Below are 12464 nucleotides of genomic sequence, written 5' to 3' on the forward strand. Positions count from 1 at the left end.
AATTAGATTAATGATCAAACAATGTCAATTACCAATTTGACACCTTTAGATTCTTTACTATAGAATGTAAATCTTAGGTGTTGAAAATCATTGATTTTATCGATAATTACATTAGCACTTATCTGTATTATTTGTTTTTAAGGATTTTTTGGATGAAAAACCGTCGTTTATTTTGGCAAATTGTTGAGAAAATAGAAGCGCTAATTGACTCAGGTGCATACCCTGTTGGTGGTCGATTACCTGCCGAACGTGTACTTGCTGAAACATTTAATGTCAGTCGCCCTACAATTCGTGAGGCTATTATTGCTTTGGAAGTAAGAGAAAAAGTCGAAGTTAAAACCAGTTCAGGCGTATATGTTCTAGCTAAAATTGATGAAGAGAGCAGTTCTGCTAATATCAGTCCTTTTGAATTAACCCAAGCAAGAGCACTTATTGAAGGTGAAGCAGCCGCTTTAGCTGCAGCAACAATTACTCCGGATGAATTGCAACAACTACAGAGCACTTTAGAAAGAATGGGTAGCGGTCCCAACCCAGAAGTTGCAGACAAAGAATTCCACAAAATAATATCTGCTGCAACTCGTAACAATGCTTTAACAAAAACCATAGAAGATTTATGGAAACTACGTGAAAATAATCAAGAAATTAACTCTGCTTATAAAAATGTTTGTAGTCAAAGTGATAATGACCGTTTAGACGAGCATACAAAGATATTCAATGCACTTAAAGAAGGTGATAGTGAAGCAGCTAGGAGATCTATGCATCAACATTTTAATCGTTTAATAAATTCATTATTCGAAGCAAATGAGAAAAAAGCATTAGAAGATTTACGTAAAAAAACATCTGAAACAAGAGATTTATATTCATTAAATCACTTAGTTAACTAACAATAATTTTATCAAATTAGATATAAAGGGGCTTATGGCCCCTTTATTTTTACGCCTTTACAAATAACTGACCACAATTAACATTTGTAAATATATCACCTTACATATGAAACCAATCGTTATTACCAATAAATAATTACCTATTGACCAACAGGCCTTACCTATTGTAGATTAGCCTAAGGATTATTAGTTAACCCAAACACGTACAGACATACAAACTAAGTTAACTAGAGATCAAGGATGATCTTCTCCCCAAGAGATAATTAATATGTTTATGATAGGTACAAATGAATGAAAAATATTTTGAGTGTTATTTTTATAATTAGTTACCTTACAGCATGTGGTTCAGGCTCTAGTTCTAAAGGTAATTCAGCGAAGAATAATGCTACTACAGATGTAGCTTCGCCAGCAGTTATTAGTGGTGAGTTAAGCAAATCAATCAATGAAGATATTACTACGTTAATAACAGGTACATTATCAATTGAAGATACTGATATAAACGAACAAGGCTTCAAAATACAAGAAAACGTTTCATCTAAGTATGGTTCTTTCAACCTTCAACAAGATGGTTTTTGGTCATACCAATTAAACACTCAAAATGAAGAAATCCAAGCACTACCTGAAGGTCTTTCCGTAAAAGATGAAATAAAAATATCCTCGATTGATGATACCTTATCCACGATAGTTATTACCATTGCAGGTGTAAATGACAAAGCAACCTTCAGTTCAGGAAATAATTTAGATTCATTGCAAATAGCTAAAGATACAAATGTACAGATGCAAGCAATTATCACAGTTACCGATATAGATACCGCACAGAGCCTGATTATTCCTCAGAATAACACCCAAGGTAAATACGGTATATTTTCCATAGAAGCAAATGGAAGTTGGTACTATAAATTATCTGTCTCTGCTAATGAAGTTTATCAATTAACTTTTCCAAACACGCTAACAGATGAATTTACCATTAACTCTCTAGATGGTACCCAGCATACAATTAAGGTTGAAATATTCGCTAATGAAGATTCAATTCCGGACCCCGCCCCAACTCTAAAAACAAACGAGCTTGGGATAGAGCTAAATGATTGGTATTTAAGTGTTCCAACAGATGTTGATGGCAATGGGAAATCTGATTCTATTAAAGAATCAGTATTATCTAGCGGATACTCTGATGAGTTCTTTTATGTATCAGATGATAACGGCCTAGTATTTAAGTGCCCACCAAGGGGCTATAAAACCTCGGAAAATACTAAGTATGTTCGTGTTGAGTTAAGAGAAATGCTGCGTCGAGAAAATACCAGCATAAAAACTCAAGGGGTTAATTTGAACAATTGGGTTTTCTCCTCAGCTCCGGGTGAAGATTTAGTCGCTGCAGGTGGCATAGATGGCAAACTTACCGCTACCCTTGCAGTAAACAGTGTTACTAAGACAGGTGAGAACTATCAAATAGGCCGGGTTGTTATTGGTCAAATTCATGCAAATGATGACGAGCCTATTCGTCTTTATTATAGAAAATTACCTAACAATACAAAAGGCTCTATTTATTTTGCTCATGAACCTATCGGCGAAAGTGACGATTATTACGAACTTATTGGTAGTAGAAGTAATGATGCAAACGATCCTACTGATGGCATAGCACTTGATGAAAAGTTTTCCTACTCAATTGAAGTAACAGGTAATATGCTCACCGTTAAAATTATCCGTGATAACAAGCCTAATGTTGTTCAAACAGTGGATATGACAGCTAGCGGCTATGATCAAGGTGGTCAATATATGTACTTTAAGGCTGGTGTGTATAATGGTAACAATTCCGCTAACGATGACGAATTTACTCAAGCGACATTCTACGAATTAAAAAATAGTCACGATGGCTATGCTTTCAGTGAACATTGAAAGCCTAATTAGTTTAAGAATCTAATTAAAATGACTGTACATTATTTTACTACATAAAAAATATTATAAAACAGAGGTTTTTATGCGCCATGCTTCTTTAACCAAACTATCCACAGCGATACTTTCTCTGGGGTTAATTTTTTCTCCTATGGCTTTATCGGCAATTCCTGCCGATAAGTTCAACTTATCACATTGGAAAATCACTTTACCACTTGATGCTAACGGTGATGGCAAAGTTGATGAGGTCGATGTTTCAAGAATTAAAAAATTTCAACATTCCGATTTCTTTTATCTAGATTCAGAAAATGAAAATATGGTATTTGTTGCACCAAACAAAGCCCAAACCACCGGTGGTTCATCAAATACCCGTAGCGAATTAAGACAAATGCTGCGTGGTTCAAACACCAGCATCGGCACTAAAGATCGCAAGAATAACTTTGCTATAAAAGCAAATATGCGCGCCAAAAAGTTTGGTTCTATCGGCGGGCAGTTACAAGCGCGTTTAAAGGTTGACCATGTTGCTGTTAATGCCGGTCATCCAGATAAAAAACCCGCGTATTCAGTTGTTGTTGGGCAAATCCATGCAGGTAAAGATCAAGGTATAATTGAAAAAGATAAAGGCTTTGGCTGGGGTAATGAGCCAATAAAAATATACTATAAAAAGCTGCCTAACCACGACAAAGGTTCAGTATTTTGGACTTATGAGCGTAATTTACCCAAAGATGATCCTAATCGTACCGATATTGCTTTTCCTGTGTGGGGTAATACTTGGGATAACCTAGCCGACCCAGGCGAAGCTGGTATAGCACTAGGCGAATATTTTACTTACACAATATTAGTGTACGAGAACATGATGTACGTTAAATTTGTGGCTCAAGACCATGATTCGGTAGTATATAAAGTCGATTTATCAAATAATGTTGACCCTTATGGCAAGGTTGACCCACTCGACCACCCTCAAGGTTACAGCCAAGACTGGTTCTACTTCAAAGCAGGTGCTTACAACCAATGTAGTACTAAAAACTCTGAGCATTACTGGTATACCGCCTGCCCTGGTACTGGAGATTGGAAAGTCGATAAGAAAAATGGTGATTATACGCAAGTAAGCTTTGCTAAACTTGAAATGAAAAAGATTAAAAAATAATCATCACTAATTATCACAATAAAGCCCTATAAATAATATTTATAGGGCTTTATTTTATAACTAGAACTAATTAGTCTTTTGCTTTAATTGTTATTTCAATATTCTTTTTATCACCAGCAAACCATTTTTGTACATAGATAGAACCTAACACTGGCGGCATGCCATCCGCTGGAACTTCTTTGTAGCGAACACTGTTTTTATTTTGCTTCTCAAATTCAAAGTTGATGATTTTTTCAGACATCGTATTTCCTTTTAATTTATTAATTCATGTTATCAGCTTATTGCTGATAAAAATGATTTTTATACTTCTAATGAACCCTTCAGTTTTAAGTTCATTTTAGGGTCTTTCAATACAATCCCTTTTTTCAACAACAATTTATGTAAATGCTTTTGTAACTTGGTTTCAACATCACTAGCCAGAGCAGCCTGAAACTGTTGCTCATTAGAAAAGTGACAAAGTACTAATAAGCTACTGGGGAATAAATCAAATTGCACACTGTGACTTAAATGGCTATAGCCTTCAAATTGCTTAGCCTCCTCATCTATTTGCTCTAATGCTGCCAATAGTTTTACGTTCAAGCGTTGAACTATTTTACTCATTTTCATTCTATGCCCCCCGCTTTATCAATCGCTTGCTCAGTTTTTAACTTTAAATCAATGGTATTGATATAAAGTTTCGGGTTATCAATTTGCGCCAACATTAAATGATCAGGCAAGCAATCGTCATCAACATAGTCAGCGTAATTCGCAGATGAATCAAACACTAAAATATCTAATGCTAACCTATCTAAACCATATAATCCTCGGTGGATCATATCAGCTGAAAAAACTAAGATATCTCCTGCTGCAAGTTTTACTTTTTTACCTCCCGAGAGGTTTTCACAACTTGTTCTGCCCTGTACTTCCTGGCGCACTGCAAACTCTTCATCGTTATCCCAACGCTTATGAGTACCCGGTACTAACTCAATACCTAATTCATCAAATAGTGGCACCCGTAAGTGCACTACTTGCGTTTCAGTAATAACTTTCTTTTGATCTTCAACATCATAGTCGTATTGACAATCTCGATGCCAAAAATCTTTTTGCTGTGGATTAACAGGGTTAAAAAATAGCTGCGTATTCATAAATGCAGGCTTATTTGGCATTAATGACTCAACCAATGCCATCATTTTTGCAGAGCTGATAAAGTTAAACAGTTTAACTCTATCAGCACAGCCAAGGTATTTACTGCCAGTAATTAAGGATGAGTTAAAAGCCTCTTGTTGATAAAACTCAAGGTTATCTTGCTTCCATAATTGATGAAACTTTAAAATGACCGCTCTTAACGCCTCAATTTCTTGAGCGCTAAAAAAGTCACGAAGAACAAAATAACCTTCATGGTCATACTTAAGGTTTAATTGTTTGATTTTATGTTCCATAAACGACTAACTTCCTAATAGCAAAATGACTCTATCCACCCAATTGAAAACGCACACCCGCGTTAACAGTAAAACCATCATTTCTTGACCAAATATCGGTAGTCCAACGCCCGCTTGGTGCTTGCTCAGGTAACACTAAAGGATCCTCATCGGTCTGTCTTATATTAAGTAAGTTTTCAGCATTAACAAAGTAGCTTACTTTGCCAATGGTAATTTGTCCTAATAATCCTAAATGCCAATAAGGCTGACTCTTTTGGCGATATGGATTGTTTTCAAGGTGCTGAGTACCAGTATAATACGCTTCAAAACCAAGTAAGTAACTGCCGTGCTCTTCCTTCATCACCACAAGACCTGCCGAATGCTCTGGTGTTAGCGCTAATGCTACACGGTCAAATCCAGTATCATCTTCTTTTGTTGCATCGGTATATAAATAACTTCCGGTAAATTTAATATCTTGCCAACGATAACGCAGTAATAGCTCTGCACCACGAATTTCACTTTCACCTTGTGCATTAACTATTTCAACTTGCTTATCCATTGGGTCAGTAACGCCGTTAATCGCAACTAATTCAGTAACGTTTTCAATATCTGAGGCAAAAAATGTGACACTGCTTTCAACACTGCCAATAGCATAGGTAATATCAAGTGATGCAGTCGTTGCACGCTCTTCTTCTATGTTATCTAATGGTGCAAGACGAGATAAGCCGACTTCATCAATGTCTTCAATAAATGGCGTTGGTGCGTAATACCCTTGTCCGTAAGCTGTGCGGAACGTCCAGTCATTTGGGCTGTACAACATTGATACACGCGGGCTTACTTGAGTGCCGTACTCACTATGATCATCCGCACGAGCACTAAATGACATTGAAATATCATCGCTTAGTTCATAATCTAATTTCGAGAATATTCCAGGTACTTCATAAGAGTAATCAAACTCAGAATAAGTATCTGAAGAAAATTCTTCAGATTGTAGCGCCACACCAACTAACCAAGCGGTTTGATCGGCATAGGCAGATAAGCTTGTCTCTATTAGGTAACTTTCGTGGTTGTCGTCTTCTAAAATAGCGCCGTATTGATGTTCATGCTCTTGATTCATTGCCGAACCACGAACATTAATATTCATGACTTCGCCAATAGGTTGGTCATAGATAAAGCCTATATCGGTTCTAAGTGTGTCTTGTGTTTGCGCATATTGACTGCCATCAGGGAGTGTAGCATTACCTTTTGTACCGCCATCTCTTTGCTCCGACATAGCACCAAGCGTGAGGTATAGGTTAGCGCCATCGTCATTTTGCCAATAAAAGCGAGGGCGAACAGTGCCACGCTCATAACCAGCCATATCAATCCAGCCATCATCATCTAAGTCCTTTTCTTCCTGATGATGAATCCCAGCGGTAACAGATGCGCTTAAGGTATCATTTATTGGGGAGGCCAAATATGATGTGACATCTTGGCCATTCTTTGAGGTCGCATTAACTAATACTTCACCTTCAAATTCATCGCTTGGGGTGCGAGAAATTAAGTTGATCACGCCGCCAAGGGCCGAGCCACCATAAAGCGAAGAGGCAGAGCCTTTAATGATTTCAACATTAGCAAGGTCGGTCGGTGGAATTTGTAAAAGACCAATGGAGGCGGTTTGACCGCCATATAAAGGTAAACCATCACTTAATAGCTGAGTATATCGGCCATAAAGACTTTGTAATCGTATATTTGCACTACCTAATGTAGGTGATGTTGTTTGTACCCTAACGCCACCAGTTTCAGCGACAAGCATAGAAATATTACCAGGGCGCATCAGAGCTTTTTCTTGGATTTCCTCACCGTTAATAATTTCGGTACGAGTTGCCGACTCGGTAACAATCCGCCCTAACCGAGATGCGCTTACTTGAATTCTTTCAATACCACCCTCGTCATGGTCATGATGCCCGTGTTCTTCTTCATTTTTGTCATTATGCCCATGATCGTCTTCATGTTCATGCTCGTCGTTATGACCATCTTGTTTTTTATGGTCTAGCTCTTTATGTTGCTCACTCGATTCTTGATGAGCTTCTTCTTTATTGCCATGCTCATTTTCACTGGCATAGACAGATGAAGGAATTAACAATGCTGCAATGGCTATTTTTATACTTTGTTTAAACATTTTTTACCTTAAATACTACTTGTTAGTACTCGCCTAAAAAGCTGAATACTATTAAATTAGGAACAATTAATTTAGAGCGAAATTTACGATTATTTTTATTACGAGCTCTAATTGAAACTATTTATGAGGTAAAAATTGGGGGGCGATAAAGTGAGGTTGATACGGAATTAGGTTGTACTAACTCTGGCAAGAACATAGTTTCATCTAATGTAATTGTCTTAATAGTTACCAAGCTAATATTGAAATAAACCACGGAATTACACGTATTGGCAATGCAGCTGCAATCTAAATCGCAACATTCTATGCCGCAGCAATCGTCATGATTATCAGGATCTATTGAGTCATTATGCGCTGAAATAGTATATTTAGATTCAATATCAATTGCAGTATTAGAATTTAACTTTTGCGAGGTAGTAACTACATTTAAATGTTCATCTTCAGCAGTTTCACAAGGCATAGAAGTATTAAAGGCCATTGCTTGGCTTAGGAAAGCGACAAGCATCATGGTTAATACCAATACTTTTGAAATTGCTTTAAGCATAGAAACCTCTAATTAACATCTGCGCGACATATTAAAGATTTTTTTACCTATGAACAATCAAAAGAGGTAAAAAGAACGAGTTTTTTACCTCTTTTACCTAATAGATTATTGCTCCTGCTTATCTTTTAACGTGGCAACTAGCAATGCAGGTAAGAACGTAAGCGTAAGCAAGGTAGAAACCAAAATACCACTAAGTACAATAACCCCTACGCCTCGGTATAACTCGGTACCTTCTCCAGGAATAAGTACGAGTGGTGCTAAACCAAAAATGGTGGTCGCCGTTGACATTAAAATAGGTTTAAGGCGCTTTTCCAAAGCTTGCATCACAGCCGCTTTAACTTGCATGCCTTGTTCGATAATACCGCGGCGGGTTTGATCAACAATTAAGATAGGATTGTTGACCACAGTACCAAGTAAAATCAAAAAGCCAAGCATAGTGATCATATCAAACGGTAAATGAAAGCTAGCCATACCAATGCTATTAAGCACAGCGTTTATGCCATTAACGGCAACTAAGCCAAGTAAGCCACCTGCCATACCTAACGGCACCGTTGCTAAAATAAATATAGGGTAACGCCAATGACTAAATATGGCGACGAGTAGTAAGAAACATAAAACCAATGCGATTATAAAGTTGCTCGATAGTGAGGCTTGAGTTGCTTCAAGTTGATCAGCCGCGCCGCTAATACTGACTTTAATGCCTTGCGCAATTTTACCTTCTTGCCAAAGCGTTGGCAGGAGCTCTTCTCTTACTTTTTGCTCGGCAATTTCTAAAGCAACGTTTCTTGGCGGAATAATATAAACTGACACAGTACGGTTACCATCAACACGGCGCACCGAATTACTGTTTTGACTTTCGACTAAATCCGCTAACGCATTAAGTGGCAACACATTACCTTGCGGCGTAACTAATGGAGTATCAGCAAGCTGGGTAAGGTTTTGCTCATTACCTGCGCCACTAAACAAAAAGATGTCGACTTTATCATCGTTTAAAATAAATTCATCCACATAAGCGCCATCACTCATAGCAGCAACCGCATAACCAAAATCACTGTTACTAAAGCCAAGTTCTGCAAGGCGTTGCCAGCGGGGCTTTATTTCAATTAATGGTTGGTCAAGAGTTAACGAGCTTGGCTGGGAGTTAATTTGAGGCTGATCAAATACAACACTCGCTTGTTGATAAACCGCGTCCGCCGCTTGATATAACTCAGTAATATTATTACCGGCTATATCGACAGCCACAGCTCTTGTGCCGCCATTGTTACTTGAGATAATAGAGCCCCGTGATGAGAATGCCCGCATATTCTCATAGCTTCTAAATTTTTTAGTGATGGCATCCATCATCTGATTAATATATGCAGGGTCAAGCGGTGCACTTAAAAACCAAATACGGCCAACCGATACCGACATAGAATAATACTCTAATGGTGGCATATCAGTTTCACCTGCAAGGAAAGCTTCGTCACTTGCCATGACATAGCTATCAAAATGTTCTCTTAACTCTTCGCCTATTTTAGCCATTTCGGATAAATTATAATTAGGCGGCGCTATCATCATAGAAAAGGCTTTCGGCTCTTCTCCTTCAGGTAGATATTCAGCTGCTGGCATAAGCATATAAGCCGCACCTAATATCACCACAACAAAGCTAATTGCACACAGTCTTGCCTTAGCAATACTTTGGGTAAAGTACTTGGCTAAACTTAACCATTTTTTCGATAACTCAAATTGTTTACCCTGCTTTAAATCTTCTTTTTTAGTGATATGAGATAGTGCAACTGGGACAACAAAAATAGCCACTAGCATTGAGGCGATAATCGCTCCTGAAATCGCAATAGCGATATCAGAATAAAGCTGCCCTGCTTCTTGTTGCACAAACAAGATAGGCGCAAAAACTAAAACGGTAGTTGCCGTTGAGGCGAGTACTGCAGGCCATACTTCTGTAACACCATTAATAGCGGCTTCTATCCTACTTATACCTCGGCGCTTTGCTTGCACGATAGATTCTAAAACAACGATGGTATTATCGACGGTCATACCGATAGCAAAAGCAACCCCAGCAAGTGATATAACATTAATGGTGCGACCAAATGCCATTAACGCCAAAAACGCAGCAATGGTACATAAAGGAATACCTAATACACCGACAAGAGTTGCTTTACCTGAGCGTAGGAAATAATACATCACTAACGTTGCCAGTAATGCACCAAGGGCAAGATTGGTCCACACATTTTCTAGTGAGCTTTTAACGTATTTAACGTCATCGCTAGTTAACAGGAGCTCTAGGCCATTTTGTTGTAATAAGTCACGATTAATATCATCAACAATGGGTAACATAGCTTGTTTAATGGCTAAAACATTAGAGCCACTTTCACGGCGAACCGACAGGCTGAGCGTGCGCTCGCCATCTTTAAACGACATGCTGCGAGTTTCAAAATGATCAAGCGTTACACTGGCCACATCGTTTAAGCGAATATTGGCGCCATTTTTCCGACTAATGATCAGTTGTTGTAATTCGCCAAGATCTTCAAAACGGGCAATAACGCGCAATAAATAGCGGCTTTGTCCACTTTCGATATCACCTGCTGAGGTATCTTTATTACGTGATCGAATAGCGTTTCTTAACTCAGATAAACTAATATCTCGCTGTGCTAATTTGCTCGCATCCACTTTAATTTGTATTTGCCGTTGCGCCCCGCCTCTTACGCTTACTTCTGATACGCCATCAACACTTTCCATACGAGGACGGATAAAGTCTTCAGCAAAGTCACGCAGCATATCAACATCAATATTTAATGGATTGCCTTCTTGTGGCTTTAATGAAAAATACATAAACGCATTACCAGAAAATGAGCTGGCAAATAACCTAGGTTGGTCAACATTTTCAGGGTATGAGGATACTTGGCTTAAAGCATTATTAACACGGATTAATGCATCGTTTTCATCAACACCAAAAGGAAATTCTAACTCTATTCTTGCTGAGCCCATCTCGGCATAAGAGGTCATACGTTTTAATTGCGAAAGACCACGTAAATATCGCTCTTGTTCAATCAGGATTTCTTTTTCAACATCTTGCGGCGTTGCGCCAGACCAGCCAGTTCTAACGGTAATGGTACGTACTTCTAAATCGGGGATCATTTGCACAGGAATAGATAACGCAGCTACTAAACCTAAAATGGTGCTAATTAAAACAACAACCGTAACTAAAATCCCTCTATTAACGGCTTGCGCTATCATGAGTTGTTACCTTGTTTAATAGTTACTTTGCTGCCCACAGTTAATACAGGTACACCGCTAACAATTACTGGATTTTTTGTTGTAAGGTCTGACACAGCAACTTTACCGTTTTGCTCTTCCACAACTGAAATCACCATATTTTTAGCAACGCCATTTTCAACAACAAAGATACTTCGACCGCCATCAGGATGATACTTAATTGCTGACTTTGGCAACCATACAACGTCTGTTGAACTTGATGGCAGTGTAAGTAGCACCTGAGTTGACATGCCAACCACTAACCCTTCATTTGCAGCAATATCTACCCAAGCAGTTAATGCCCGGCTAGTACTATCTGCGACAGCAACAACACGGCTCACTTTAGCTTGTATTGGCTTCATATGGCTAAAATCAGGTACTACAGAAACGTTAATATCTTTAGACTGTGAAGTTGCTGCTGAAATTACTGCATAATATTCTTGGGGTACAGCAACATTCACTCTTAATTGCTGATCACCAACTAAAGTAAACACCGAAGTTTGCTGAGTAACCCACTCACCTAAATCAATGTTTCGACTAGCAATAACGCCATTAAATGGCGCGAATAAACTATGTCTTGCTAACTCTTCTTGGCGATGCGCTAGCTCTGCTTTTGCGCCAGAATACTGTGCCTTAGCAATAGCAAGATTAGACTGACGCTCACCAATCAAGGTTTTTTCGATAACGTTTTTGCTTGATAGTTCAACGACTTCATCTAGTAACCGCTGCGCTTCATTCATAATGGCTTGCGCAGCTTGATAGTCTGCACGAGCTTGCTCAACATTAATACGCGCAAACTTATCATCAAGCACAATAAGTTTTTGCCCTTTACTAACCACATCTCCGGCATCAACCAACAAACTTGCGACCACACCAGATTGCAAAGGAGCTAAGCGTGCATGCTGTTTTGCTTCAACGGTGCCAGAAAGAGAAAGCACTTTATTTGACTGGCTTATTTCTGGGTAAACCACGTCAACTACAGGGCTAGTTGCAGCATATGCAAAGATATTAGTAACCAATAAAGCAATAAAAGTGATGAGTCGTGACATTAGGCTCTGCCTTGTTAATTATATAAATGATAACTGTTCTCATTAAGAATAAGTTATCTAACAATAAATTTCACTGAATTTATGTCTAAGTATTTAAATATTTTAGATAAATTAAAGTATCACCTTAAAATTGAAATGTGCAA

General features: G+C 38.3%; 10 protein-coding genes. 3 read left to right on the plus strand and 7 right to left on the minus strand.

Features of this window, described 5'->3' with window-relative positions:
- Positions 1-152 precede the first annotated feature (152 nt).
- The 3 genes from FNN08_RS12275 (at position 153) to FNN08_RS12285 (ending at position 3921) form a co-directional block, all read left to right on the plus strand.
- Positions 153-884 (plus strand): FadR/GntR family transcriptional regulator, encoded by a 732-nt coding sequence (locus FNN08_RS12275; protein ID WP_143586195.1) that lies wholly within the window; start codon positions 153-155, stop codon positions 882-884.
- A 291-nt stretch (positions 885-1175) separates the two neighbouring features.
- A complete protein-coding gene (locus FNN08_RS12280) occupies positions 1176-2777 on the plus strand; it encodes a polysaccharide lyase family 7 protein (RefSeq protein ID WP_143586197.1) in 1602 nt (533 codons plus the stop codon).
- An 82-nt stretch (positions 2778-2859) separates the two neighbouring features.
- A complete protein-coding gene (locus FNN08_RS12285; RefSeq protein WP_143586199.1) occupies positions 2860-3921 on the plus strand; it encodes a polysaccharide lyase family 7 protein in 1062 nt (353 codons plus the stop codon).
- A gap of 70 nt (positions 3922-3991) precedes the next feature.
- Here FNN08_RS12285 and FNN08_RS16375 read toward each other — a convergent pair whose 3' ends face one another.
- From FNN08_RS16375 to FNN08_RS12315, 7 genes are all read right to left on the minus strand, one after another.
- A complete protein-coding gene (locus FNN08_RS16375) occupies positions 3992-4162 on the minus strand; it encodes a hypothetical protein (protein ID WP_185962654.1) in 171 nt (56 codons plus the stop codon).
- 59 nt (positions 4163-4221) lie between these two features.
- Positions 4222-4521: a hypothetical protein gene (locus tag FNN08_RS12290; RefSeq protein ID WP_143586201.1), complete on the minus strand. Its 300-nt coding sequence runs from the start codon at positions 4519-4521 to the stop codon at positions 4222-4224.
- A gap of 2 nt (positions 4522-4523) precedes the next feature.
- A complete protein-coding gene (locus FNN08_RS12295) occupies positions 4524-5339 on the minus strand; it encodes a phytanoyl-CoA dioxygenase family protein (RefSeq protein ID WP_143586203.1) in 816 nt (271 codons plus the stop codon).
- 31 nt (positions 5340-5370) lie between these two features.
- Complete coding sequence (locus FNN08_RS12300) at positions 5371-7479, minus strand: TonB-dependent receptor plug domain-containing protein (RefSeq protein ID WP_143586205.1); 2109 nt, start codon at positions 7477-7479, stop codon at positions 5371-5373.
- Positions 7480-7600: 121 nt separating this feature from the next.
- Positions 7601-8020, minus strand: coding sequence for a hypothetical protein (locus tag FNN08_RS12305; protein ID WP_143586207.1), 420 nt, complete (start codon positions 8018-8020; stop codon positions 7601-7603).
- A 105-nt stretch (positions 8021-8125) separates the two neighbouring features.
- Entirely contained in the window at positions 8126-11254 is a 3129-nt protein-coding gene (locus FNN08_RS12310; protein ID WP_143586209.1) for an efflux RND transporter permease subunit, read from the minus strand.
- On the minus strand, positions 11251-12321 hold the full coding sequence (locus FNN08_RS12315) for an efflux RND transporter periplasmic adaptor subunit (protein ID WP_143586211.1): 1071 nt from the start codon (positions 12319-12321) through the stop codon (positions 11251-11253). Before FNN08_RS12315 ends, FNN08_RS12310 begins: the two co-directional genes overlap by 4 nt.
- Positions 12322-12464 lie beyond the last annotated feature (143 nt).

This window comes from Thalassomonas sp. M1454, from assembly GCF_007097525.1.
Taxonomy (GTDB): Bacteria; Pseudomonadota; Gammaproteobacteria; order Enterobacterales; family Alteromonadaceae; genus Thalassotalea_A.

Bases quoted from the DNA above. Each gene is read 5' to 3' on its own strand.
- FNN08_RS12275 (WP_143586195.1), top strand. From the start codon at position 153: ATGAAAAACCGTCGTTTATTTTGGCAAATTGTTGAGAAAATAGAAGCG.
- FNN08_RS12280 (WP_143586197.1), top strand. From the start codon at position 1,176: ATGAAAAATATTTTGAGTGTTATTTTTATAATTAGTTACCTTACAGCA.
- FNN08_RS12285 (WP_143586199.1), top strand. From the start codon at position 2,860: ATGCGCCATGCTTCTTTAACCAAACTATCCACAGCGATACTTTCTCTG.
- FNN08_RS16375 (WP_185962654.1), bottom strand. From the start codon at position 4,162: ATGTCTGAAAAAATCATCAACTTTGAATTTGAGAAGCAAAATAAAAAC.
- FNN08_RS12290 (WP_143586201.1), bottom strand. From the start codon at position 4,521: ATGAGTAAAATAGTTCAACGCTTGAACGTAAAACTATTGGCAGCATTA.
- FNN08_RS12295 (WP_143586203.1), bottom strand. From the start codon at position 5,339: ATGGAACATAAAATCAAACAATTAAACCTTAAGTATGACCATGAAGGT.
- FNN08_RS12300 (WP_143586205.1), bottom strand. From the start codon at position 7,479: ATGTTTAAACAAAGTATAAAAATAGCCATTGCAGCATTGTTAATTCCT.
- FNN08_RS12305 (WP_143586207.1), bottom strand. From the start codon at position 8,020: ATGCTTAAAGCAATTTCAAAAGTATTGGTATTAACCATGATGCTTGTC.
- FNN08_RS12310 (WP_143586209.1), bottom strand. From the start codon at position 11,254: ATGATAGCGCAAGCCGTTAATAGAGGGATTTTAGTTACGGTTGTTGTT.
- FNN08_RS12315 (WP_143586211.1), bottom strand. From the start codon at position 12,321: ATGTCACGACTCATCACTTTTATTGCTTTATTGGTTACTAATATCTTT.